The 25,554-nt window shown below is 41.4% G+C and carries 25 protein-coding genes; 7 read left to right on the top strand and 18 right to left on the bottom strand.

Annotated elements, in window-relative coordinates; translation table 11 throughout:
- Positions 1–3: 3 nt before the first annotated feature.
- Genes folP through AWM74_RS06950 form a run of 3 tightly spaced genes read right to left on the bottom strand, consistent with a single transcriptional unit; the run spans position 4 to position 2,754 of the window.
- Positions 4–843 (bottom strand): dihydropteroate synthase, encoded by an 840-nt coding sequence (gene folP, locus AWM74_RS06960; RefSeq protein ID WP_026465446.1) that lies wholly within the window; start codon positions 841–843, stop codon positions 4–6.
- A 33-nt stretch (positions 844–876) separates the two neighbouring features.
- Positions 877–1,434, bottom strand: coding sequence for a GTP cyclohydrolase I FolE (gene folE / locus AWM74_RS06955; RefSeq protein ID WP_201784328.1), 558 nt, complete (start codon positions 1,432–1,434; stop codon positions 877–879).
- Between the two features lie 42 nt (positions 1,435–1,476).
- Complete coding sequence (locus AWM74_RS06950; RefSeq protein ID WP_034257970.1) at positions 1,477–2,754, bottom strand: bifunctional folylpolyglutamate synthase/dihydrofolate synthase; 1,278 nt, start codon at positions 2,752–2,754, stop codon at positions 1,477–1,479.
- 476 nt (positions 2,755–3,230) lie between these two features.
- On the opposite strand from AWM74_RS06950, the gene AWM74_RS06945 reads away from it, so the two are divergent.
- Positions 3,231–4,187 (top strand): glutathione S-transferase family protein, encoded by a 957-nt coding sequence (locus tag AWM74_RS06945; RefSeq protein ID WP_026465448.1) that lies wholly within the window; start codon positions 3,231–3,233, stop codon positions 4,185–4,187.
- 96 nt (positions 4,188–4,283) lie between these two features.
- Here AWM74_RS06945 and AWM74_RS06940 read toward each other — a convergent pair whose 3' ends face one another.
- The 3 genes from AWM74_RS06940 to AWM74_RS06930 form a co-directional block, all read right to left on the bottom strand.
- A complete protein-coding gene (locus tag AWM74_RS06940; protein WP_026465449.1) occupies positions 4,284–5,564 on the bottom strand; it encodes an MFS transporter in 1,281 nt (426 codons plus the stop codon).
- A gap of 364 nt (positions 5,565–5,928) precedes the next feature.
- Positions 5,929–6,525 carry a uracil-DNA glycosylase family protein gene (locus tag AWM74_RS06935; RefSeq protein WP_026465450.1) on the bottom strand — a complete coding sequence of 199 codons (597 nt, stop codon included), beginning with the start codon at positions 6,523–6,525 and terminating at the stop codon, positions 5,929–5,931.
- A 116-nt stretch (positions 6,526–6,641) separates the two neighbouring features.
- On the bottom strand, positions 6,642–8,444 hold the full coding sequence (locus AWM74_RS06930) for a M3 family oligoendopeptidase (RefSeq protein ID WP_026465451.1): 1,803 nt from the start codon (positions 8,442–8,444) through the stop codon (positions 6,642–6,644).
- Positions 8,445–8,620: 176 nt separating this feature from the next.
- Between AWM74_RS06930 and AWM74_RS09430 the strand changes: the two genes are divergently transcribed.
- Positions 8,621–8,761, top strand: a complete 141-nt coding sequence (locus tag AWM74_RS09430) for a hypothetical protein (RefSeq protein WP_154647409.1) — start codon at positions 8,621–8,623, stop codon at positions 8,759–8,761.
- Positions 8,762–8,933: 172 nt separating this feature from the next.
- Here AWM74_RS09430 and AWM74_RS06925 read toward each other — a convergent pair whose 3' ends face one another.
- Together AWM74_RS06925 and AWM74_RS06920 are read right to left on the bottom strand one after the other, a co-directional pair.
- Positions 8,934–9,116 (bottom strand): hypothetical protein, encoded by a 183-nt coding sequence (locus AWM74_RS06925; protein ID WP_016897743.1) that lies wholly within the window; start codon positions 9,114–9,116, stop codon positions 8,934–8,936.
- Between the two features lie 49 nt (positions 9,117–9,165).
- Positions 9,166–10,173, bottom strand: a complete 1,008-nt coding sequence (locus AWM74_RS06920; protein ID WP_026465452.1) for a nucleoid-associated protein — start codon at positions 10,171–10,173, stop codon at positions 9,166–9,168.
- Between the two features lie 133 nt (positions 10,174–10,306).
- Here AWM74_RS06920 and AWM74_RS06915 point away from each other — a divergent pair, with 133 nt between their 5' ends.
- Positions 10,307–11,617 (top strand): alkaline phosphatase, encoded by a 1,311-nt coding sequence (locus AWM74_RS06915; RefSeq protein WP_026465453.1) that lies wholly within the window; start codon positions 10,307–10,309, stop codon positions 11,615–11,617.
- Between the two features lie 56 nt (positions 11,618–11,673).
- Here the strand turns inward: AWM74_RS06915 and AWM74_RS06910 are convergent, their stop codons facing one another.
- The 5 genes from AWM74_RS06910 to ytpR form a co-directional block, all read right to left on the bottom strand.
- The gene (locus AWM74_RS06910) at positions 11,674–12,576 is read right to left on the bottom strand and encodes a UTP--glucose-1-phosphate uridylyltransferase (RefSeq protein ID WP_026465454.1); all 903 of its coding nucleotides are present in this window, start codon (positions 12,574–12,576) and stop codon (positions 11,674–11,676) included.
- Between the two features lie 97 nt (positions 12,577–12,673).
- Positions 12,674–13,651: a magnesium transporter CorA family protein gene (locus tag AWM74_RS06905; RefSeq protein WP_026465455.1), complete on the bottom strand. Its 978-nt coding sequence runs from the start codon at positions 13,649–13,651 to the stop codon at positions 12,674–12,676.
- An 81-nt stretch (positions 13,652–13,732) separates the two neighbouring features.
- Positions 13,733–15,076 (bottom strand): UDP-N-acetylmuramate--L-alanine ligase, encoded by a 1,344-nt coding sequence (gene murC, locus AWM74_RS06900; RefSeq protein ID WP_034257973.1) that lies wholly within the window; start codon positions 15,074–15,076, stop codon positions 13,733–13,735.
- Positions 15,069–15,932 (bottom strand): hypothetical protein, encoded by an 864-nt coding sequence (locus tag AWM74_RS06895; protein ID WP_236702828.1) that lies wholly within the window; start codon positions 15,930–15,932, stop codon positions 15,069–15,071. The genes murC and AWM74_RS06895 overlap by 8 nt, the downstream gene beginning before the upstream one ends.
- 58 nt (positions 15,933–15,990) lie before the next feature.
- Positions 15,991–16,626, bottom strand: coding sequence for a YtpR family tRNA-binding protein (ytpR, locus tag AWM74_RS06890; protein WP_034257975.1), 636 nt, complete (start codon positions 16,624–16,626; stop codon positions 15,991–15,993).
- Positions 16,627–17,023: 397 nt separating this feature from the next.
- Between ytpR and AWM74_RS06885 the strand changes: the two genes are divergently transcribed.
- A complete protein-coding gene (locus AWM74_RS06885; RefSeq protein WP_016897751.1) occupies positions 17,024–17,374 on the top strand; it encodes a hypothetical protein in 351 nt (116 codons plus the stop codon).
- 48 nt (positions 17,375–17,422) lie between these two features.
- On the opposite strand, the gene trmB is transcribed toward AWM74_RS06885, so the two are convergent.
- The 4 genes from trmB to AWM74_RS06865 all read right to left on the bottom strand — a co-directional run bounded on the left by trmB (position 17,423) and on the right by AWM74_RS06865 (position 21,357).
- Positions 17,423–18,064: a tRNA (guanosine(46)-N7)-methyltransferase TrmB gene (gene trmB, locus AWM74_RS06880; RefSeq protein ID WP_026465459.1), complete on the bottom strand. Its 642-nt coding sequence runs from the start codon at positions 18,062–18,064 to the stop codon at positions 17,423–17,425.
- A 354-nt stretch (positions 18,065–18,418) separates the two neighbouring features.
- On the bottom strand, positions 18,419–19,237 hold the full coding sequence (locus AWM74_RS06875; protein WP_050857392.1) for a phosphotransferase family protein: 819 nt from the start codon (positions 19,235–19,237) through the stop codon (positions 18,419–18,421).
- A 139-nt stretch (positions 19,238–19,376) separates the two neighbouring features.
- Complete coding sequence (locus AWM74_RS06870) at positions 19,377–20,624, bottom strand: ABC transporter permease (protein WP_026465460.1); 1,248 nt, start codon at positions 20,622–20,624, stop codon at positions 19,377–19,379.
- The gene (locus AWM74_RS06865) at positions 20,611–21,357 is read right to left on the bottom strand and encodes an ABC transporter ATP-binding protein (protein ID WP_026465461.1); all 747 of its coding nucleotides are present in this window, start codon (positions 21,355–21,357) and stop codon (positions 20,611–20,613) included. The genes AWM74_RS06870 and AWM74_RS06865 overlap by 14 nt, the downstream gene beginning before the upstream one ends.
- A 215-nt stretch (positions 21,358–21,572) precedes the next feature.
- Here AWM74_RS06865 and AWM74_RS06860 point away from each other — a divergent pair, with 215 nt between their 5' ends.
- The 3 genes from AWM74_RS06860 to AWM74_RS06850 all read left to right on the top strand — a co-directional run bounded on the left by AWM74_RS06860 (position 21,573) and on the right by AWM74_RS06850 (position 23,606).
- On the top strand, positions 21,573–22,007 hold the full coding sequence (locus AWM74_RS06860) for an HIT family protein (RefSeq protein WP_026465462.1): 435 nt from the start codon (positions 21,573–21,575) through the stop codon (positions 22,005–22,007).
- Between the two features lies 1 nt (position 22,008).
- A complete protein-coding gene (locus AWM74_RS06855; RefSeq protein ID WP_026465463.1) occupies positions 22,009–22,371 on the top strand; it encodes a YtxH domain-containing protein in 363 nt (120 codons plus the stop codon).
- 116 nt (positions 22,372–22,487) lie between these two features.
- The gene (locus AWM74_RS06850; protein WP_026465464.1) at positions 22,488–23,606 is read left to right on the top strand and encodes a peptidylprolyl isomerase; all 1,119 of its coding nucleotides are present in this window, start codon (positions 22,488–22,490) and stop codon (positions 23,604–23,606) included.
- Positions 23,607–23,973: 367 nt separating this feature from the next.
- On the opposite strand, the gene AWM74_RS06845 is transcribed toward AWM74_RS06850, so the two are convergent.
- Positions 23,974–25,551 (bottom strand): bifunctional metallophosphatase/5'-nucleotidase, encoded by a 1,578-nt coding sequence (locus tag AWM74_RS06845; RefSeq protein ID WP_026465465.1) that lies wholly within the window; start codon positions 25,549–25,551, stop codon positions 23,974–23,976.
- Between the last annotated feature and the right edge of the window lie 3 nt (positions 25,552–25,554).

The following is a 25,554-nucleotide window of genomic DNA, read 5'->3' as shown; positions in this document are numbered from 1 at the left end:
TCCTTAAATACTCACTGGGTCAATTTGTCCGCGTTTGATCGCATCTGCCACCGCTGCAGCTTCCTTGTTGACTTTCACATTGTGGACCCGAACCATATCAGCCCCCGATAAGATCCCTGAAACCGTTGTGGCTGCGGTCGCTACGTCGCGTTCATTAGCTGGTACATCCACTAATTTACCCAAGAACCCTTTTCTTGAAGTAGCCAAAAGGACAGGCATATTAAAGCTAGCTAATTCTTGTAAGCCTTGGATTGCCAACAAGTTGTCGTCCGCCGTTTTGGCGAAACCAACACCAGGGTCAAGAATCAGCTGGTCGTCACGCATCCCTTGAGCAAGGGCAATATCAATAGCGTTTTGTAGGTCAGCTTTCATCTCTTTCATGATATCGCTATAATCATGGTATTCTTCCCGGTTATGCATCAAAATTAAAGGCGCATCAAAGTCAGCGCAAACTTTGGCAATTGCTGGTTCACGGGTCGCAGCCCACTGGTCGTTAATAATATCTGCACCTGCTGCAAGAGCTTGACTGGCTACTTCAGCCTTCCAAGTATCTACTGAAATCAAGACATCCGAAACTTGACGAATAGCTTGAACTGCTGGAACAACCCGGTTAATTTCTTCTTCAAGGGTCACTGGGGCGTGGCCAGGACGGGTAGATTCGCCGCCCACATCAATAATATCTACCCCTTCAGCGACCATTCTTTCTACTTGGGCGATCATGTCGTCAGTGGCAACATAGGCTCCGCCATCTGAAAATGAATCAGGGGTCACATTTAAAATGCCCATGATCCAAGTGTGGTCGCTTGGGAAATTGAAGGTTTTATTTAATCGTTTAATATACATCTCGTCACAATCTTTCTATGGTCACTGCATCCACTATAAATTCATCATATCTAAAACTTCTTGACGGCGACCGCGGTCAGTATAAGCACCACGGGTTGCGTAAGTGACTGTCTTAGCACCTGGTTTCTTGATGCCCCGTAAAGTCATGCACATGTGTTCTGCTTCTAACACAACAAACACGCCTTCTGCACCTAATTCTTCCGCTAATACGTCCGCTACTTGGTTGGTTAACCGTTCTTGTAATTGCGGTCTCAAAGCAAAATCTTCGACAATCCGTGCCAATTTAGATAGGCCGATAACCTGTCCGTCTTTAGGAATATAGGCTACATGCGCTTGCCCAATCACTGGTAATAGATGGTGTTCACATGTTGAGTGGAAGGGAATATCCTTTACCAATACAAATTCTGATGCTGATTCAGAAAAGGTTTTTTCTGTGTGGATTCTCGGGTCTCTATTTAACCCGTCAAATACTTCCGCATACATTTTGGCTACCCGTTCTGGCGTTTCAACAAGTCCTTCACGGTCCGGGTTTTCGCCCACTGCAAGCAATATCTCCCGTACTGCCTTTTCAATTCTTTCCATATCCATTATTGTCACCTTTTCTTATTTAATATTGAAAACTCTTTATCATGCTTATAGCCGATTTTTGATGATGGACCTTAAATAGCCCACAAAGTAGAAAGACCCAAATATACATAAGAGGTCGTCTTTCTTTAAATCCGCTTCCGCAATTTCTAAAGCTGCCTGGTCTGAATCCGCAAACTCAACCGCTGTCCCAGTTGCTTTGATCATAGCTGCCAATTGGTCACCAGCTAAAGCCCGGTTTGAATGCGGAGTTACGGTAATGATTTTTTGAAAAATGGGGGCAATGGCCTCAACCACGGGGGCCACGTCCTTGTCCGCTAACATGCCCATAATAGCGACCCTTTTGCCCACTTTTGAAGCTGGGTAATGGGTTAAAATCGCCTCTTTTAAGGATAAAATCCCGTCCATATTATGAGACCCATCGATGATGATTGTAGGCTCCGATGCTACCCTTTCAAAGCGGGCTGGCCAAGTAACAGTCGCGAGTCCTTTTTCAATGGCCTGGTCAGAAATGACGATCCCTTGTGCTTTCAAAACTTGGATAATCTCAATGGCTAGGGCGGCATTATTGATCTGGTAAGGGGCTTGTAGATTGAGTGTATACTTGTGCCCCTTATAGTTAAATGGCTGTAATCCGTGGGCGTAGGTAGCTAGCGGTTCTATATCCCCTGGCACGACTTCATGTATAGGCACTTGAAGGCGGTCAGCTTGTTGAGTGATGACCCTTTTCGCCTCATCAACTTGCGGATATAATACCAAGGGCACACCTGCTTTCAAGATGCCGGCCTTCTCCCCTGCGATTTCAGCCAGTGTGTCGCCGAGGATTTTCTGGTGGTCCAGGGCAATTTTCGTGATTGCCGTGACCAGTGGTTGGTTGATGATATTGGTAGCATCCAATCTACCGCCCAAGCCAACTTCTAAGACGACAAAATCTACTTGATTTGCCTCAAAGGTCAACCAAGCAAGTCCGGTAAAGACTTCAAACTCGGTGTAATATTCATCCGGTCCTAATGCTGCCGTCATCCGGTCAACTTGTGCCATGAGCTGGGTGTCAGTGATTTGCTGGCCATTGATTTGAATGCGTTCATTAAAATCGACTAAGGACGGGGAAGTGAATAAGCCAACCTTGTAGCCGGCTGCTTGTAAGATAGTGGCCACCATTTTGGCGGTTGACCCTTTGCCGTTTGTCCCAGCGATATGAATGGTTGGGAGTTGATTTTCTGGATGGTTAAAGTGCGCCATTAATTGTTTCATCGACGCTAATCCTAACACCATTTCGCCGGCGGGTGCTAGGGGCAACTTTGCTTGAAGTGATTCGTAACGCAATGGATAAGCCTCTTTTCGTGATCTATTATGAGTAGAAGACCTTTAAACCGTCTTCTAAAACGTCTATAGGTAGGATTTAGCAGGTGGATGCACCATTTAACACCAACAACATTCGGTATTTTCTTAAAACATATGCCCCGACCTGCCATAGCCATACCTAGTCCCATTAAGTATAGCTAACTTTTAATTGTTAGTCATCAACGATTACTCAAAAAAACATAGTTCGTGTTTGAAGCGATGGCTATGCGTTTGAAGGGAGCCGGATATCGCGCCCAATGTTGGGTGGTCCCACCGCAAGTCGAGTTCTGCAGGGCAGACAGGAGATGATAGCGCAAGCGGATGCAGAAGACCTGCCATTAATAGCAGTATCCTCTCTCCCCTCAACCCCTATCACTTGAGAAATACAGTCAACTATATTACAATAAGACATATATTAATTTGAAATCGAATTATTATTTCTAAAAGGAGATGAATACATGGGATTATTAGTAGACGGCGTTTGGAAGGACCAATGGTATGACACAGAGTCAACAGGTGGTCGTTTCGTCCGCAAAGACTCACAATTCAGAAACTGGATCACAACTGACGGTGCACCAGGTCCTTCAGGTGAAGGTGGCTTTAAAGCAGAAGCAGGACGCTACCACTTATACGTTTCACTAGCGTGTCCATGGGCTAGCCGTACCTTAATGTTGCGTAAATTAAAAGGATTAGAAGACCTGATTTCTATTTCTATCGTGAACCCAATTATGTTGGAAAACGGTTGGACATTTGCACCAGACCAAGGTGTAATTCCTGACCCCATTCTAAATGCTGACTTCTTACACCAAGTCTATACACACGCAGATCCTAACTACACAGGCCGTGTAACAGTACCTGTTTTATATGACAAGGAAAAAGATACCATCGTCAACAACGAATCATCTGATATTATGTTGATGTTAAACTCAGCCTTTGACGAAATAGGTGCCATTGAAGGTGACTACTACCCTGAAGAATTGCGCGACCAAATCAAAGAAATAGATGACTTTGTCTATCCAAACATCAACAACGGTGTTTATAAAGCTGGTTTTGCGACAGATCAAGCTGTTTATGAAGAAGAAGTTGGTCATGTATTTGATGCCCTAGAAAAATTAGACGGTATCCTAGCTGACAAAAAATTCTTATTAGGCGACAAATTAACAACATCTGACATCCGCTTGTTCCCAACATTAATTCGTTTCGAGCATGTCTACTACGGTCACTTCAAGTGCAATATTAAACACTTAACTGACTTTGAAAATGTATGGCGTTATACGCGTGAAATCTACAACATGGCAGGTATTTCTGACACAGTTGATTTCTACCACATCCAACACCACTACTATGGTAGCCACCCGACAATTAACCCGAACGGCATTATTCCAGCCGGGCCAGCAATCTCTTTAGATATCTAAGATGACTGCAAACAATTAAATAAGCCAATACGAAAAAACTGGTGGTCACTATTAAAAAGTGATCACCAGTTTTTCCTTTTGTTATGAGCAAGTTACCTATCCTTTTACCCCGTCTTCTTTAACGCCTAGTAATAAGGCACCCCCGATAATAAAGAGGATAATTAAACCAAAGACCCCATTCAAGGAATTACCCGTCATTTGGGTGATAATCCCTAATAAGGTTGTCCCGATAATGGAAGAGAACTTTCCGAAAACATTATAGATGCCGAAGAATTCATTCGTTTTGCCTTCTGGTACTAATTTTCCAAACATCGAACGTGACAAGGCTTGTAAGCCACCTTGAGCCGTCCCAACCATACAAGCTAGTATAAAGAAATCAGTCGCTGTTTCCATACTCAAGGCATAGATACAGATAATGATATAAGTCACAATCCCTACATAGATAATTTTCTTATCTCCGAATCGTTTGGCCAGCTGCCCGTATAATACTGTGAATGGAAAGGCCACAATTTGAACGATCAATAAAACCACTACAAGGACTGTCGCTTCAATCCCTAAGTCAGTTGCTACAGCCGTTGCCATTGAAATAATTGTCCCTACCCCGTCGATATATAAGAAATAAGCCAATAGGAATATAAATAACTGACGGTATTGGGCCATGTCTTTGATGGTATTTTTCACCCGTTTAAAGGAATCGCGAATGGGGCTTGGACTTGGGTTGATCCAAGATTTTTGTTGGACATTTTGCCAATAAGGAATAGTAAAGGCAAACCACCAAATAGCGGTTAATACAAAGGCTGCTCTGGTTAACCAATCTAGGGTAAACGGCATAGCATCAATATTTAACATAAAAACTAAATAGAATAAGAATGGTACACAAGACCCGATATAGCCCATACCGTAACCCATTGAAGATACGCGAGACATCCGGGTTTTAACCGTTACATCAAGCAGTGAAGCATCATAAAAGACATTTGACGATGAAAAACCGATATTGGATAAAACATATAAAATTAATAAGATTAACCAAGCCATTCCCCAAGTCCCACCTGGTGTAAAAGCCATCAACAATATAGAAATAATACCTAACAAGGTCCCCATCGTAAACAAAGGCTTTCTAAAACCTCGGTATTCAGCGATAGACCCTAAAATCGGTGCCATCAAGCCTACTAAGGCCGTTCCGATAGAATTGGCATAAGACAAGTAGGCGGTTGAATCTGCGTCCGCAACTCCCGCCCCTTCTGCGATTGCCTTATAAAACAAGGGAAATAATGTTGCTGTGATAACTAAGGAATAAGCTGAATTCCCTGTATCCTGTAAAACCCACGACCATTCTTCTTTGGTGTAACCCCAAATTTTTTTACCTATCTCTGCCATGACTTGCCTCCGTATTTTTATTTTTGTTGATGGTAGTTGTAAACCGCTAATTCAACAATTAATTCATAAGGAATTTCTGAATCATAGGGAAATTGTAAGGTCCCTTGGCTTACCTAAGATCTGCCCCCTTGTCCCCAAAAGTAAGAATCGTTTTCGGGAAGGGATAAATCCCAAGGTAACACTTGTTGCTCCCTTAGTGGGTAACCATCTCCTTATCAAAAAGGTTCGGTATGCCATAGGAATTTTTCTCCTGACAAGCAGGCAATGCCGACGCTAGCTTATGTCATAACTTCATTAAAATAGCTTGGACATCATTTACATAACCTGCAATATAGTCATCGATTGCTAGTACCTGGTCAATTACCTAGTCCTCCTTGATATACGTCTGTATCATCTCTTTAAAATCAGGTAGTACATCTGTTTCAAACCAAGGATTCTTCTTCATCCACCTTTGGTTTAAAGGGGACGGATGGACCAGGGGGAAATATTCTGGTAAATAGTCCTTGTAATGTCTAACTGTTTCGGTCAGGTTTTTCTGCCGGTCTTTTCCCAAATAGTGTTTCTGTGAATAATTACCAATCAAGATAATGGTTTCTATATTGGGCATTTCTTTTAGAATTTGCGGGTGAAACTTGTCTGCGAATCCCTTTCTTGGTGGTTTGTCCCCCGTTTTGGCTTTGCCTGGATAATAGAAATCCATGGGTAATTGGGCAATCAAATCAGTTTCATAGAATAGTTCCCTAGAAATCCCCATCCAATTTCTTAACCGGTCTCCCGACTGGTCATTCCAGAAAATTTGTGTCTCCTCTACCTTCTTACCAGGTGCTTGGCCGATAATGGCAACCCTGGCATTTTTTGAAGCATAGAAAACAGGATTAATCCCACGGTCGGTATAGTCCTTGTTATAAGGATCGGCAATAATCTCTTGTTTGATTTCGTCAAAAATGGTTGATTTAGTCATAAAAATCACATACTCCTTATTAGGTCAATTATAGCACGCAAAGTTTGTGCATATTGTAAAAAGCAGGTAAAGGAAATATATCCCTACCTGCTTTAGCAACTTGTTTATATATTCCATTAAACTAAATCTTCCGATTCAGCTAAGAATTCTTTCACGTCTGCTGCCGCTAAATCGATGGCAGCTTGCCAGAAATCTGGCTTAGTTAGGTCAGCGCCTAAATGTTTCATGGCCAATTCTTCAGTGGTCATCCGTCCTGTATCTTTCAATAGGGCGATGTAACGCTCTTCAAATCCTTCTGGCGCCTTCAAGTATTCCGCATAGATTCCTAAGCTAAACATGTAGCCGAATGTATATGGGAAGTTGTAGAATGGCACGTCATCGATGAAGAAGTGCAACTTACTGGCCCAGAAATGTGGGTGTAGGTCATTAATGGCCCCACCAAAAGCTTCTTTTTGGGCTTGGGTCATCAATTCATTCAAGCGACTTTCTGATACAAAACCGTCTTGGCGCTCAGTATAAAAGGCTGTTTCAAATAAGAACCGAGACCGGATGTTCATAAACATAGCAATGGCATTTTCCATTTTCGCGTTCAATAATTGTAGGCGCTCAGACTTACTTTTGGCCTGTTTTAAATTGGCGTTAGCCACAATTGTTTCAGCGAATGTCGACGCTGTTTCAGCCACATTCATAGCATAAGCTTGGTTAGACGGTGCTTCACTAGTTAACACATCAGAGTGGAAGGCGTGACCCAATTCGTGGGCCAAGGTTGACGTATCGTTTCTAGAGCCTGTAAAGGTCATAAAGATACGGGTCTCATCTTGGTTGATGGTTTCAGTACAGTAACCACCTGGACGCTTACCGGGACGGTCTTCTGCTTCAATCCACCGCTTGTCTATAGCTGATTGGGCGAAGTCCGCTAGCTTGTCACCAAAGGTTCTGAAGTTTTCTACCACAAAGTCTGCCGCCTCATCGTAAGTGAAGGTCGTTGGTTTGGTATCCTCGAAATCTAATGGCGCATCAACATCTTGCCAGTTCAACTCGTCTAAACCAAGCAAAGCCTTTTTCCGGTTTAAAAATTGGACAAAGGTATCTTTATTGGCTGCGACAGCTTGCCACATAGCTTCCACAGTTTCCGCCTTGATACGGTTATATTCTAGGGGCTCCTCCATGAAATCATTGTATCCATGCGCTTTTTGAGTGGTTAACCGGTAGCCAGCTAAGTGGTTTAAGACATCAGCGAAGACTGGACCGTATTGAGCAAAAGTCTCTTCCCAAGCAGCAAAAATTTTCGCCCGGTTATCCGGATTTGGGTCAGCGTACATGTTGTTCATGGCCTGTCCCACTGAATAGTCGTGGTGGCCGTCGTCTAAATCGACCGAAATCGTCATCACTGAAGCCGTCGTAGAATAGGTATTTGACCAACCAGATAAACCGTCGATTTGTAATTCAGATAAAAGCGCTTCCGCTTGATCATCTAACAAGCGTTTCGCATCGCGGCGGTCTTCCTCAAGGGTGAAGGCAATTTCAGCCAAGCGCGGTTCCGCTAAAAAGTCTTGGAATGCGGCATCTGTTAGGGTCGCCAATTGTTTGTCTAACCCTTTGCGGGCAATCTCATAAGCTTGGTTTAAAGTCGCCACCTTATTAATCGCTGCCGAAGCGGCCTCGTCACGCATGTCTGCGTCAGATGCCATTTGGGCGTAGGTAATTAAAGTAGTGAAGTGGTTCAGGTATTGGTCAGCTTGATCAATAATATCCGCAAAAGTTGCTGGTGCGCCTGTTGTATTGATATCAAATGCTTGCATGTCTTTGATTAAGGCATCTCGTTTTTGGACTAGGGTTTCTAATGCCTCTTGAAAGGCATACCCTGTCACTCCGCCTTGATACATGGCGTCTAAATCCCAAGTGTCATTATATTTCATTTAAAAACCCTCTCCTCTTGCTTTATTTTTGCTATCATTATTCTTTCCTATTTTACTCTTGATTACAGTTTGATTCAAATCATTCAGAATATACAGTACACATAGACCTTCGTCCTTCAATTTAGGCAAGCAAAAGAACGTTGATTGGGGACAAGCGGTTACTACGAGATAAGATTTTGTACCAGTACGAAACCTTTAACTTCCAGCGGTTAACCTTAAAAGTGGATAATGGCAATCAACCAGACCGGGTAAATGCCCAGATGGAAAAATTCGCCGATGAAGTCATGCCTTATATTAAGACACATACGAAAAACTAAGTAAAAAGGTCGCGAAAAACAATTCGCGACCTTTTATCATGCATATAGTCTTAATATCGGGTTCAAAAAGTCAAACGCTTCCGATGCTTCCCAAAATACGCCAATTACTCAGAAGTAATTTTTCGGCTTTTTCCCCAGCATGTTGGGTCTTAACGACTTTGGTTACAGCTCTCTATTTTTTTCGTTTCTTTTCTAATTCCATTACAAAGCCAACGATTATGATGGCCGCGAAGATGAAGCGGAATGGCGTTTGGAATTGTTCTGGGTTTGGTACTGTTAAAATCGTGATCATATAAACCACGAAGAAGACGATTAGGGCGGCACGCCAACCTAAGTTTTTAAATTTTTGCCACATATAGGTAAACCTTTCTAATATTATCCGTCATTTAGACAATGGTGGTAGTCTAGAACATGTTTTTGATTTTTTCGATATTTTTGATTTCGACTGACAGTGTTCCATCCGGGTTATTTTTGATTTCAACCACTTCTGGGTCATTGAACAAGTCTAAGGGAATGGATAATTCAATCCCGTTTTCAAACTTGAATTTTTGGCGTTGCATGTTGTTCCCCAAAAGTTCCGGCATATAAGGTGTTTCATCAGCTAGACCTTGTTCTTTGGTTTCTTCAAAGTAGGCTTGCTTACGAGAGAAATTGTCCCCGTACATAACTTCAGCAATGGCTTGGTTATCAATCGCTCGTGTTTCATGAATAGTGTCATGCAGAATTTGTTTTACTTCGGCCAGGTCTTGATAGTCATCTTCCCCAAACTTCTTGGCGGTTTTAGCGATGGCCTTTTTGATAATATTCACTGATTCTTTCATACTTGGGTTGGTTTGGATATCCAAGAAGATTTCACTTAAATAGTTAATTCGCTCCCCATATTCTTCGATCAGGTGTTTCTTCTCAATTAAGAAGTACTCTTCTGTATCGATGCAGTATAAGAACCCTTCGTCGATAGCTTGGGTTGGGCTAGGTAGAATGGCCCGGTTGATAATCAGGTCATTCTTCAAGTTGTCCTGGTCATACTCTACGTAGTGGGTGTAAGATTCGTTGTGGTTTAACTTGAACATGCCGATAAAATAGGCTTCGTCTAGCCAGAATCCTGTCCACAGTAAATCCGCTGGTTTGATATCCGGGTTTAATTTAGTGAAATTGAAAAATCGGTTGGTCAGTTTTTGTGTGCCATGTAGGAAGTTTTCTGCTTGATTCATGCCCACTAAAATTTCCTTAGCTGGACTTCTGTCGGGTAGCTTGCCTACTTTTTGCTGTGCCGTGTACATGATTTTGGTCATCATTTTGTCAATATATTCAATCATATATTGTTCTTTATGGTCTAAAAGTGTCTGTGATAAGACCGCTTCGTTGGTGTTGGTATCAAAGATATGTAAAACTGCGGCATCAATCCGTAACATGTTGTATCCCTCTTTCTTTAGCATTCCTTTCTATTTTAACTTATAATAGGATTATAGGATAGAAAAGATGGTATTGATTTGAAAAAATACCATCAATTTGACAAGTGATTACTGAAAGGAAGCAGCATAAATTATGGTAGCTAGTATTGAGCAATTTCCCCACCAACCGAAGAACATTATTTTCATGGTGTCCGACGGGATGAGCGTTTCACTCGCCTCAGCCTACCGGGAATATCTTCATCAAGACGTTGGTCACTTTAGAAACCCAAGTATCTTTAACAAGTATTTGGTTGGCCAACAATCCACTTATTCCTTTGACCCTTGGGCGACAATTACCGATTCTGCCGCCTCTTCAACAGCCATGGCTACTGGTGTCAAAACCATGAATGGTGTCATTGGCCTAGACAAACAATTGAGCCGGGTAGACTCTGCCTTAGAGATTGCCAAATTGAACAATAAAAAGACAGGGATTGTCGTGACCGCTGAAATCAGCCACGCAACGCCTGCAGGTTTTGCGGCCCATGTAGAAAGCCGCTTAGATTATTTTGATATTGCTGATCAATACCTAGACGATACCATTGAAGGTAAGCAAAAAATTGATGTCATGCTTGGCGGGGGGCGTGACCATTTTATCCGCCCAGACCGAAATTTAGCCCAAGAATTTGAAAATCTTGGCTATGATATCGTCCATACCAAACATGAACTCTTCAATTCTCACAACCCACAAATTCTTGGTTTATTCTCCGAATTTGGGGTTCCAATGGCTATTGATCGTTGGTCAAATGTGACCCCTAGTCTTGGTGAAATGGTCCATTCTGCCATCCGCCGATTGGATACTGGTGATGAAGGTTTCTTCCTAATGGTTGAAGGGAGTCAAATTGACTGGGCTGCCCACCATAAAGATGTGGTTGGGATCATGAGTGAAATTGATGATTTCGCCGGCGCCTTTCAAGTGGCCATTGATTTCGCCAAGCAAGACGGAGATACCCTTGTCATTGCAACGTCTGACCATGCAACCGGTGGGATGACTATGGGGGCTAATAATATCGATTCCTGGTTGCCTGACTATATTCGAAAAGTCAAAGCAACTCCTGAACACATTGCTGAATTAACCCAAGAAACCAATGACTGGGTTGAAGTAATTCGTCGTAACATCCAATTCGAATTATCTTCTACTGAGAAAAACCAGTTACGGTCTATCTACCATACTTATGTCTATACTTACGAAGAAAAGGTCAGCCGCTTGACCCAAGCCATTCGAGACATTGTAGACCGCCGTTCTAATACAGGGTGGACAACAGGTAACCATACGGGTGAAGACGTCAATGTCTATGCTTATGGACCCGGGTCTGACTACTTTAGAGGCTGGCATGAAAATGCGGAAAACGGGCAACTACTGAAGATATTAGCCGCTGGCTTATCACCAGACGATGATAACTATTAAAATATCGAAAAAAACAGTAGCGCGATTGAAGTTGCGCTACTGTTTTTTAAGTTCAATTATTTTAGCGTAGGAATAATGTCATTTTTCAAGTAGTCACGGAAACCGTCTGCCGTTTCTTCGTGACGTAAGGCGAATTGAATGCTGGCTTTTAATAAACCTAATGGTTCGCCAACTTCATACCATTCACCTTGATAGTCATAGGCTTTTAACTTGTTGCCTTTAGCTAAGTGGTTGATGGCATCTGTTAATTCAAACTCACCTGAGAAGTCATTTTCTGGAACGGCTTCAATGGCATCAAAAATTTCCGGTGGTAAAATGTAACGACCTACTGCCGCTAATTTTTCTTCGGTTTCATTTTGTGGTTTTTCTTCAAATTTATCAATATTGTAGATACCCGCTTCGCCGTCACCAGATGTCGTCATAATCCCGAAAGAAGATGTTTCTTTAGCTGAAACAGTTGCTCCGGCAACCAATACAACGTCATTATCTAGTTGCTCTTGGTAGCAATCAATCATTTGTTTTGATAATGGTTTTTCACCTGGCGCACTCACCATGATGTCGTCTCCTAATAGTAATAAGAAGGGTTCGTCACCAACGAATGATTTTGCTTGGAAAATAGCGTCCCCTAATCCTTTTGGATAGTGCTGGCGTTTGAATTGAATATTCAATAATGATGTGTCTTCAACCATCTTCAACAACTTATCTTTATGTTTTTGCTTCAAGTTGTCTTCTAAATCAAAGTTTGCATCAAAATGGTCTTCCACTGAACGTTTGTTACGTCCGGTAATAATTAAAATCTCTTCAATACCACTTTCAATTGCCTCTTCAACAATAAACTGAATGGATGGTTTATCTAAGATTGGAATAATCTCTTTTGCCATCGCTTTAGTCGCTGGTAAGAAACGCGTTCCTAAACCACCAGCTGGAATTACTGCTTTTTTAATCTGTTGTTTAGCCATAATAGCCTCCTTGATTATACTATCTTTATCTTAGCATAATTTACTTTCAACTAGGTAGGTAAACGGTCATTTTTCAAAAAATTTACAATCCAAGCAATCATTTAAACAGATTGATCCGGTCAATAATAAAGTAAATAATAACCGACAAGATAATCGAACCGACTAAAATAATAGAAAAACCGTGGACATTATCTTCAAGTGGTAAAGCCACATTCATCCCCCAAAGACCTGCTGTAATCGTCGGCACAGTCATAATAATGGTAATAACCGTTAGCCGTTTCATGACATCGTTCAAGTTATTTGAAATGACATTCGACAGCATATCGTTCAGTTTATTAATGACCGCCATGTCGTTTTCAATCATGGTTACTGCCTGGTTCATCTCGATTTGTACCCTATTGAGGACTCGTTCCTGGTAGCGGGTGTCGTTTTCCAATTGGTTAAAGTATTGGTTAATCCGGCTCAAAGTCTTGGCATTATTATGGACCGCAGTGGATAAGTATACCAGCCCCTTATTGACGTTAATTAAGGCATAAGACACGTTATTTTTAGTAGAATGACGGGCTTCCTCCTCAGCTTGCTTAATCAAGCCATGCATAATGGTGACCGCATCGATATGGGCCTGAGCCACCTCATAAAACATGTACATGACAAATGCGTAGGCAGAGGTCATCGGAAAGTCAGAAGGAAAATTTAACCGCTGAATATCCAACATAAAAGGCATGTTGGTATGGTTCATAAAAGTCATCACCAAATCCTTGCCCATAACAATCACTAGCGGGGCTGTATGATAGGTATTCTCGCTAATTACCTCATGACCAAAGGGATACTGGATAATGATATAGGTAAATAGCTCGCCGGCATCATTTCGGTAATACTCAATCCAAGACGTTTCAAACTGGTCATAGACATACTCCCCGAAATGGACTGGCAAGTGGTAGTCTTCAAGCACCTGCCGGACTTCCCCCTTATCCGGATTTTCATAATGCAACCAGGTTAGTTGCTTGATTTCATTGGCCAAGCCATCTTGAAACTGGTTCTCTTGGTCAAATTGAATCACTTTTTGGTAAACCATCTAATCCTCCTCTCAAGGCTGATAAAAATCTTTCTCTTCACAAAAAGGCCAGCACAAAGCCGACCTTTCAATTCTTTTATTCTAGTGGATAGTAGATTGGCTGTCTGCCAATAGGTCTTCATAAGCGTAAGCGAATTTCATGATATCGCCAGCACCCATAAAGATCATGACTGCATCATCATAGTCTAATAATGGTGATACATTTTCCAATGGTAATACTTGCACAGGTTTTGTTACCTTATTAGCTAGGTCAGAAACAGATACTTGCTTATTGTCCTTCTCACGCGCAGAGGCAAAAATTTCGCATAAGAACACGTCATCTGACAAGTCCAAAGCACCCGCAAATTCGTCCATTAATGCAATGGTACGGCTGAAAGTATGTGGTTGGAAGACAGAAACAATCTTCTTGTTCGGGTATTTTTGACGGGCAGCATTAATCGTCGCTTTAATTTCTGATGGATGGTGAGCATAGTCATCGATTAAAGTCATATCGCCAATTTTCTTCTCAGAGAAACGACGTTTAACCCCACCGAAAGTACGTAATTCTTCTGCAACACGGTCTGCTGGGAAGTTTTCGAAGTAGCAGAAACCAATCACAGATAAAGCATTCATCACATTATGTTCACCGAACGTTGGAATGTCAAAATGACCATAGAATTCACCCATTACATGCACATCGAAATGAGAGCCATCAGTAGCTAGATCGACATTTGAAGCCACAATATGGTTGTCGCCACCTTCAAGACCGTAGTACCAAACATCCAAGTCAGATTGGTCAGCAAATTGACGTAAGTAAGCATCGCCACCGTATGCAATGACTTTTTTCTTCACTTGGTGAGCAAAAGTCGTATTCGCTGCAAATACTTGGTCAATGTTTTCATAGTAGTCAGGGTGGTCAAAATCGATATTAGTAAAAATCGCGTAGTCTGGGTGGTAAGCTAAGAAATGTTTACGGTATTCGTCCGCTTCTAACACAAAGTATTCAGCGTCTTCTTGACCAGCACCAGTACCATCACCGATTAGGAAGTTTGTTGGTTGTAAACCACGCATCACGTGTGCCATCAAACCAGTGGTAGATGTTTTCCCGTGAGAACCAGTAATCGCTACACTAGTGTAGTCTTTGATTAATTCACCAAGGAAGAAATGGTAGCGCATCACGTCAAGACCTAATTCTTTCGCACGGACAACTTCAGGATGGTCATCGCCAAAAGCGTTCCCACAAATGATAAACATACCTTCTTGGATGTTGTCAGCGTTAAAAGGTAGTAATTCAATACCAGCTTTCTCTAAACCCCGTTGGGTAAAGAAGTAAGTTTCTTGGTCTGAACCCTGAACCTTATAGCCCATATTGTGCAAGATTAAGGCTAAGGCACTCATGCCTGACCCTTTGATTCCTGTGAAGTGATACGTTAATTCTTTATTCATGCTCGTTAAAATCTCCATTTCCTCGATTAGATTGCGCTTGTTTATTTTTTAAGTATGGGGTCGATAACGGCTTGTCCTGGCCTGGAAAATAGGAATAATGTCCCGACTTAGCTTGTCTTCCTGGCTGGTTAAAGCTTACCCCTGGTTCATCCGCCATAATACTCTGCAGACCACGGTTTAAGTGCCCTCGTTTAGGGACAGTGGCCCTTGCAGGCGTGGTTTCAGAAACCGGTGTTGCTTGCCGTTTTTCTTGGAATCCTTTAGGTTCAGAAACCGCCTCTTCAAAATGAAAATGGCTGCGTTTGGATAACCGAGCAGCCTTGGCATCTTGGCGGTTACTGGTCCAATTTGTCGGCAAATCATTCGGTTGAAAAGGTCTGCGGAATTGGTAATCTTGATATTCCTGCAACTCTTGACGTAAACGGTCCAATTTTTGCTGGCGTTTGTCGTCCACAGAGGCCGCTTTAAAGACCTCCTGCACCCCTGAATCTTCGACTGGTCTTGTGTCCCGGTCTTCGTTGTTGGCATAGTTAAAATGGCCATATGAGGGTTGGTAGCGGTGATTATGATCTTTTTCGGCTAGATAATAATCCATCTGCTGACGGTCGTCTCCTTGACCCTCTCTTTGATAGGTCTTTTTAGGCGGAATTTGCCGTCCAGAAGATTGATCCTCCCCCTGGTTATACCAGTTCATGTAATTGGGGAAAGTAATTGGATTGTCATTTTTCTCGTGTAACAAAGAATCATTCTCCTTATGATAAAATGGGACAAATTGTTCAGGCTGACTTGCGGACTTCTCTTCAAATCGCTGCCATTTATCCTTAGAATGTCTCAGTTTGTCATGCTCTCGACTCAACTACTCACCCCCAACACAATACATGTATAGTTTGCCTAATCAGACCGTATAATATCTGTTAAGCGTCAACGAAATGTTCACTGTTAATTTTATCAAATGATGTCCCAACTGGCACGCCATTTTTAATTTCAAGGATACCTTTTCGTACATGTTCAGGGTCGACACCTAATTCAAATGCAGAAGTTAACATACCGTAGCTTGAAACGCCACGCAGTTCACCTTCCCAAATCACTTGACCATTTGGCATTACAGCACCTGGCAAGGCCGCCACTACAAACATCCCTTCGCGGACATTTGGCGCACCACAAACAATTTGAACAACCTCATCTGGGCCAATTTTGGTTTGCGTAATATGCAAGTGGTCAGAACCTTCTAAATCCTTCACTTCTAAAACTTCAGCCACGACTAAACGCGGATTATCATTGAAAGGAATAGTATCAAAACCTTGTTCATATAAGGATTGGTTGATTAAGTCTAATTGTGTTTGACTTAAATGAACACGCCCCTTTCCTTCAATTTGAATCATTTTAGAAATATTTTGGATATTGTAACCCATTGTTTCTTTCGTTTCATTATTGAAAATACGCGTCACATCTCCAACTGTTGAAGTCGCAATACGATCTCTCGTTAATGTCCCTTTGGAAAACATGATAACGTCACCGACGCCATCTCGATTATATATACTAATCCACATACTCGTTAAAATCCCCTTCATATTTCTTTTTTAAAATAAAATTAAGTAAAACTTACGACATAAACCAATAAAAAAGCCTAGTCATCAACTAGACCGGTAATGTCCTATTAAAACGTATAATATTCTACTCGATTATATACTCCTAGTCATAAAAGTGCAAATAATAATAGACTGTGAAAAATAATCATTTTCCCCGACAGCCAAGACTTTCCACAATGGCATAAATGGTTCCGCCATTATTTGAAATCACTTCACAAAATCAAATCCGCCATATACGCCAAACAATTATGAATAGGTAAAACTATATTTTGCCAGCCATGATTGTTATAATATGTTCATGATCACTTATCGAAATAGATTCACTTATTCACCCTTATGACAACAAAGGAGCGATTATATGTCTAATCAATACAACCAACAACCAACAAAACGTGATGACGTCCTACTAGCAGGTTTCCTATTTGGATGCGGACTAGTTATCGGTGGCGTTGTGGGCGCATTAGTAGCCGACCATTCTAAAAAAGTAGACGGCAATGACGTCCTTCAAAAAGCCAAAGCCCTATTCACCGACCCAGGTACCATCGAAGGTTCTTGGATTGAATTACAACCCATTCAAGCAGAACGCTTTGGCCAAAAACAAGAAGTCTTCTACGGCGGAATCTCTCGTACAGAAGACAACGAATTAGTTCAATACGAATTTATGGCAGACCCAAGTACCGGCAACTTTCTAGATTTTTATAAGCTGTAAGAATAATTGAGGGACTATGACAATTGAAGTCACAGTCCCTCATTTTTTCTATTTAAATTTAGCCAACATATAGTTAATTCTAAAGCCACGGGCTGAGAATTTTTCTTCGTACTCTGTTTGGACATTGCCTTCAATATCCGACTCATGCAAGTTCAACGAAATTTCTAAGAAATCCATGCCATACTGTGACATTGAAGTCAGTGAATATTCAAATAATCCTTGGTTATCCGTTTTGAATTGCAGGTAACCTTCTGTTTGTAAGACATGTTTATATTGGTCCAAGAAGGTTTTAAAAGTCAAACGACGTTTCGCATGACGCGCTTTTGGCCATGGATCAGAGAAGTTTAAGAATAACTTGGCCACTTCACCCTCTTCAAAATAAGTAGATAGTTCAAGGGCATTCCCTAAAATAAAGCGTAAATTAGGTAACACTTCACCTTCCAAAGCTTTCTCCATCGCCATCACTAATACTGAATCTTGTAATTCAAGACCAATAAAGTTCACGTCTGGATTACGGCGGGCCATCTCAATAATGAATTGCCCCTTACCAGTTCCCACTTCTAAATGAACAGGATGGTCGTTTTTAAATTCAGATTGCCATTTCCCCTGCATCGTTTCCGGTTCTAAAATGACATACTCTCTATGTTCTGCCATGGCGTCCTTTGCCCACGGTTTATTTCTTACGCGCATAATATCCTCCTAATGATTTGTTTTATAAATGATGTCGTTCCAAGAAAAAAGAGACGTGACATGAAGTTCACATCCCCCTTTTTTTGGCCAATAACGGTCTTATATTGGGCTTCATAAGTCAAGTTCTTCCGACACTACCCAAAATGCGCCAATTACTCGCAGTAATTGTTCGGCTTTTGAAGGTGTAAGAGCCGACGCCAAGAAAGGAAACTTTGCAATCTAATCTGAAAAGCAGTCCTTTCTGGAAGGGCGAACCCGATTTTGGTCCAACTTATGAGAGAGTTTACGCTTTAGCGTTTACTCTCCTAAATGCGATAGAAGCGTCGAGTTTTAACGACTTTTGTCACACCTTCCTTACATTTCCCCTACTTGATGTAAGTAACGGTTGTTGTAGATATGTTTTAATTTTAAGATTTTATGGTTCATGGCAATCATCCGATTTTCTCTGAAGTCTTTTTTGATCATATTCAAGAGATTCAACATCGAATACCATTCAATACGTTGGTAAATATCGTATGTAATGTGCAAGCCATATAAATCAAACCAGGCATCCCAATTTTTAAAATCAACATATTGCACCAACAATTGGCTGATATCTAGAATAGGATCAGCGATTTTCACCATTTCCCAGTCCACTAGATATAACTGATTGTCCTCAGCTCGGATAAAGTTCCGGCGGTTCAAGTCCCCGTGACACACCGTTTTGCGGACCCCATCAACCAAATGAAGAGTGTCCCATAGACAAGCAGTCACCTCGGCTAGTAACTGGTGGTGACGTAATTCTTTTGCCAAATCACTTTCATAATCCTGTAAAAAGCGGTCTGGCTCGTAAACCTCGCCGTCGATTTTAACCAGCATGTTATATAAATTATCCGAATGGTGGTAGCGGTACATCAATTTGACTACCGGCAATTGAGCCACTTCAAAATGGGACAAGACATTACCAGACACCCAATCTTGGGCTGTCATTATGTCCCCGCTAGACTCACGCTTGGTCCATTTCAACTTGGGCGCAAAGCCTTCCATCGACAAGATGGTTAACAAGGGTGAAGAATTACGTTTTAAAAATACACGTTCATCGTTGGCGTCATTATAGCCAACATAGGCTTGACCCGTATCCCCTCCAATGGGTTCGAGAATCCACTCGCGATCAAATTTGTATTCCAAAACCATTCCCCCTCTCTTTTGCCCAAGTAGTATCAACTTACTGTATAAATGAAAAAAGTGAGCAGCGACTCCCCCTTGAGATGCTTACTCCTTTTTTCTTGAGTACTAGTTATTTTAGTTGGAAAACAGGACTTAGTCAACAGACTTAGCGTATTCTAACCTTTTTTTCTTTCTTGCGGATAAAACGCGGTAAATAGAGATAAAGAAAGAATAAGCCTAATATAATGGTAGAAAGTAACACTGCACCGGCAAAAATCCAGTCGTGGGTAAGCAAACTCGTTACAGCAAATAATACAATTTGCGTACAAATTGGTTGAGCCATCATCTGTTTAAAGCCAGTCACCTGTGAACTTTGATCCATTGGGTAGACTTGCAATAAGACATGTTGGTTGATTTTCTTAGCCATAGGTAAAATTTGGAAATGGCTGAAGTATTGAATCAATAAAATCACCACTAAGTTCAACCAGTGACTATTGGTTACAAAGACCAAATACAAAATCCCTACTAAAGTCATCCGGCCCCAAAGTGGGAAATAATCACTCGCCCGCCAAAAGGCCCGACTGTATAAGTAAGCGTAAGGATTGTCCCCACGGTTGATCCCTTTAATAAAGCCGTCCAAATACTTGCGTCGTTTACTTGAAACGGCATCTTGTGGCATATTTACAAACAAGGCCAGTCCGCGCTTTATTTGTTGCTGACGGTCTTGTTCCACTGCGACAATCTTATCCCAGTGCCAACCCTTTTTCCCATCTGAAAAAGGACGAATCCCGGTAAAATGAATGGCGATTAAATACAGCAGTGCAACGCCTAAACAGAGATATGGTGTCACAAAGGAAGCCAATAATAGCGTGATAAAAACTGCTAGATACAAGATTGCCTTGTGAATTTTAATCACCCGGTCGCTGGTATAACGCCAGCTTTCCAAAATAGTATTTAAGTGGGCGGTCTTAAAGCAAATCAAAATCACGGCCAAGACAATCAATTCAAAAATCGAATAGCCCACCATAGCCATCAGCAGTGGGTAAGAAGCAGCAATCAACAGGATAATCATAGCACTCGGTAACAGTAATGAATGGTTCAAGGCTGACCGGAACCAGTCCGTAAATTTCGACTCCATAGGTAAGAGAAAGACCAAGTCTGCTGCCACAATATGTGAAGCCACACTGGTAATAAATACCCCAACCGTCATCAGAACCGCCCAAATTACGTGGACCCAAACCCCGACCAATCCTTGTGACAAGCCTGATAGCCAGTTGGAATACTGGTAAGCCAATGCGCCAAATAGGAAGAAGAGGACGATTACGGCATGGTCATTAAAAATATATTTAGCATTCTTCAGAAATAAATCTTGCCCTTCTTGCCGACGTTTCTGGTAAGTATCAAGCAGACGCATGGTCATCTGCCCCCTTCGCTAAGTGTAGATATAGGTCATCTAAAGTAGCTCCTGGCAGTTGATATTGCACTCGGATTTCATCTAAAGTACCTGCCGCCACTAACTCACCTTCCGCCAAGAATAAGAATCGGTCACAATACTGTTCAGCTGTCGCTAAGACATGAGTGGTCATCAATACCGACGCACCCGCATCACGTTTGGCTTTCAATGTATCGATAAAATCATGGATAGCCAGTGGGTCCAAACCAAGAAACGGTTCATCCACTACATATAAAGACGTCTCCACTAGGAAGGCACAGACAATCATCACCTTTTGCTTCATTCCTTTTGAAAAATGAATCGGCAGCCAATCTAACCGTTTATCTAAACGAAAGGTTTCTAGTAAAGGTTGGGCATTTCTTAGTGCCTCTTCCTTCCCTAAACCGTAGGCCATACCCGTTAATTCAATATGTTCCTTCAAAGTTAAGGCTTCATATAGTACCGGCATTTCAGGAATATAAGTAAAGGATTGACGGTATGCATTGGTATCATCGGTTAACTGATGGCCATCAATAGCAATCTCACCCTTCATTGCCCGCATCAGGCCAATAATATGTTTAATGGTAGTCGATTTACCCGCACCATTTAACCCAATCAGGCCAACGATTTCACCTGATGCAATTTCAAAATTAATATCTTTTAGTACAGGTTGACTAGAATAGCCCCCTGTAAGTCCTTTAACTGTTAATGTCATTTTGTTCATCCTTTTATTGATCTAGATTTAATCTAGCATTTAAGTTTAATGATAAAGAAATCATTTCCAATCTAGCATAGCACTGAAATTGTTCCCTTCCCATCATTTATGTTAAAATTAATACAATTATAGGCTTTAATTTAACATTATTTTCAAGTAAATGCGATGAATTAACACGGCCAAAGTTAACCCAATATTGAAAGCGAGGACTATTCATGGATAATTGTATCTTCTGTAAAATTGCAAACGGTGAAATCCCCACAAACAAAGTCTACGAAGACGAAGTGGTGATAGCCTTCCTAGATATGAGCCAAGTCACAAAAGGCCATACCTTACTGGTACCTAAAAAACACATTCAAGACATTTTCGGCTACTCATCAAATGACGCTGGCGCAGTCTTCAAACGCATCCCATTAGTTGCCAACGCATTAAAAGATGCCTTCTCAGATATGCAAGGTTTAAACATTTTAAACAACAACGGCGAGATGGCCTACCAATCTGTTTTCCATTCACACGTCCATTTAATCCCTAGATACAACGGGGAAAGTGACGGCTTTGGTTTGAAATGGGAACCAGCCCAAGAAGGCACATACTCTGATGAAGACTTGAAGAACATTACCAACACAATCAACCAACAAATCGAGGGATAATATGAAAAAATTTATTACTGGTATTCTATTTGGTGCCATTGCTGGTGCAGGCTACGCCCTGTTAAAAACACCACACTCAGGTACTGAAAATAGAGAACGTTTGAAAAACTATTTAGACGATGTCACTTTTGCAGCCAATGACCTAACTGGCTCAATCGCTCAAGCACAAAATGCAGTTACAGATTTAGCTCAACAAGGCTTATCTTCTGCAAAAGTTGCCCGCGACGAAATCACACTAGCAATTAATGATTTCAACCAATCAGCAGTCCCACAAATTTCAGAAATTCAAAAACAAATGGCAAAACTACAAAATGACTTATCAGCAGCGGATATCCGTGCTAACGAGAAAAACACTGATTTTTAATGATGTTTTAAATATGAAGATTTCTTGATTAATCTTCTGAATCATTGTGTATAGCATTTTTGGTATGCTATATTAAGACTTGTATTATGAAGATTTGACAGGAGTGAATCGAGAAAATGATGATTAGTAAGAAATTCAAACTTACTTCAATTGCCTTATTAAGTACTGTTGCCCTAGCAGCATGCTCAACTGGCTCAAGTGATGGTTCAAGCGCCGTTGCAACTGGTGATGGTGTTGAAGTAACCAACGAAGAACTACAAGCCGAATTAAAATCAACATACGGTAACACCGTATTGCAAGAATTAATTATGGAAGAAGTATTCGTAAACGAAGTCGGTGATGACCGAGCTAAAGAATTAAAAGAAGAAGCAACAACTGAAGTTGAAACGCTAATCGCTGCTTATGGCGGAGAAGACGAATTCAATACTGTATTGGCATCTTCTGGTTTCTCAAACCGTGAAGACTACGAACACCAAGTTTACTACTACAAATTAATGAGTGAATCTGTATCTAAATACATCGAAGTGACTGACGAAGAAATTCAAACAGCCTACGATGATTACACACCTTCATTCACTGTTTCACATATCTTAGTGGATGATGAAAAAACTGCTAATGACTTAATTGCTCAATTAGATGATGGTGCGGACTTTGCTGAATTAGCAACTGAAAACTCAACAGATACAGCATCTGCTGAAAAAGGTGGTTCATTAGGTGAAGTTAATGCTGATTCTGGTTTAGATGAAACATTCTTCGCAGCAGCACAAGAACTAGCTGAAGGCGAGTACACAACTACACCAGTTGAAACTGACTTCGGTTACCACATTATCAAGATGGACGAAAAACCTGAAAAAGGTTCCCTAGAAGACGAAACTGAACAACTGAAAGAATCTATTATTGCTGAAAAATTAACTGATTCTACTTTAGTTGCTGGTATCGTTTCTGACATCATGACAGCTCACAACATCGACATTAAAGACGATGACTTGAAGACTGCGCTAGATGACGTGATCATCACTGAAGAAGAACAAGAATCATTAGATGCTGAAGCTGAGTCAGCTGCCGCAGCAAGTGAATCAGCTGCTAGCGAATCTGCAGCATCAAGCGAAGAATCTACTTCAGAAGAATCTACTTCAGAAGAATCTAGCACAGAGGAATCATCAACAGAGTCTTCTTCAACTGAATCTTCTAACGAAGAATCAACTTCAAGCGAAGCATCATCTTCAGCTGAATAAGCTAATAGACATACCTAAATGGAAAGTCCATCCGGTTTCGGATGGGCTTTTTTGATGACTAATTCTTTTATCTATTCATCAGCCTTCGGCAGAATTTTATGTAATGATATTTGCAAACTATTTTGAAGTAGACAACTGTCTGCCGTGAAGAATTCAACGTGACTGTCGGTTGCCCTTTTTTGCCTAAATCTGCTACTTCATCGTTGATATCAATAAGGAACTGCTTTCTGTACGTGTTGCTGCCGTGTAAACTGCGTCGAATAAGTCTAAACTCATTAATCCTCTATATCATATTTAGGTTTTATTCGCATACTTTAAGCTGACATAAAAAAACGGAATACCCCTTAAACGAGGTATCCCGTTGTTACTATTCTGGCCAATTATTGCCGTTCACCACTTGGAAATTGTTGTTACAAGTGGCTTTGATTTCTTGATGTGTTTCAAGGTAGTGAGAGATTAATTGGTTCATCTCCATATTGACTTCACGGACAATTTTTGATGAATCAAACATGTGATAGTCGCCACCGCCTATAGCTCGATACTGGTTGAGGGTCACTTCGAATTCAGCTTCTAAATCCAATGGTTGGTCGTGGTAGTTTAATTTGGTTACCCGTTGACCAATTGGTTTTGATACATCAATGATGTAGTCAATTCCTTCATACATGTCATAATTATAGGGTTTTGGTTTGGGATATTGCCAATCTTTAGACATGACGATTTCTTGGTCTTCATTCAAAATGAAAAATTCCGCTGAATGCTCGATAGCTGCTTTCAATTCTGCTCCGGTGATTTTAACCACTGCTAAGGTGTTAGGGAATGGGTAATTATTGAGTACGTCACGGACGGTTACTGCGTTTGGAAATCCCTTGGCATCATTATTAAATAAGGCTGCCGCCGAGATTTCTGTTTGCCCGTAATAGTTCTGTACCCGGTGGACAAATTCGACGTATGGATGATCATGGATGCGAGCCATATCCACACTGTCAATCTTCATGTCCCCTTGAATGGTCCCTACCGGTTGGTCCAACCAGTTTTCAATTTCTGCTTGTAGGTCCGCTAATCTTGCGGCGGCTTCTTTTCGAATTGGTGTGTCCACGGTCGTGCTTATTAATTCAGGCACTGCATCTACTAAGGTCCAGTGCTCATCGCCATCGTATTTGTTTAAGTCTAATGTAACTTTACCAAGATGGCGGCCTTTGTCTCCTGGCATGACAACTGCCACACCGTTCACGACGCGGGCAATTTCATTATGTTGGTGGCCAGTTAATAAGACATCAATCCCTGGCACTTCATGGGTTAAAGCGTAGCCCTCATTTTCCCCGGCGCCTTGTTCTACTGGTTCAAGGGTGTCTAGTTCACACTCAAAGCCTCCGTGGTAAGCGACAACGACTACGTCAGCCATACTGCTTAACATGGGCACGTATTCCTTGGCTGTTTCAACAGCTGACCTAAACTGCAGGCCAGTGATATGGGCAGGATGCTCCCAGTTGGGAATGTATTGAGTGGTTAGCCCCAAAACGGCAATCTTAATCCCATTGCGTTCAAATATTTTATAGGGTTTACCGAAAAATGGTTGGTCAGTGTCGTCTAAAATATTGGCGCATAGAATGGGAAATTGTGCGTTTTGATATGAATTCAACAGGTATTCTTGCCCGTAATTGAATTCATGGTTTCCCGGCACCGCTATGTCGTAACCCATCCGATTCATATTTTCTACAATGGCTGCCGCTGAATGGCGGTGCTTTTGTAGGTAATGGGTTAGTGGCGATCCTTGAATTATATCTCCTGTAGAAATCAGCAAACTACTTTTATCGGCCAAGCGACCTTTCTCTCGTAAGTAGTTTTCATTGACCTTTAACAGGCCAAATGGCTGGTTTTCTTCTCTAGTCAAGTAACTTGTAGGATAGATATACCCGTGAATATCACTCGTTTGAAAAATTGTCACCTG

It is taken from the genome of Aerococcus urinaeequi (assembly GCF_001543205.1).
Lineage (GTDB): Bacteria > Bacillota > Bacilli > Lactobacillales > Aerococcaceae > Aerococcus > Aerococcus urinaeequi.
Note: the sequence above shows the minus strand (reverse complement) of the source record. Positions and strands in the feature narration are given on the sequence as shown.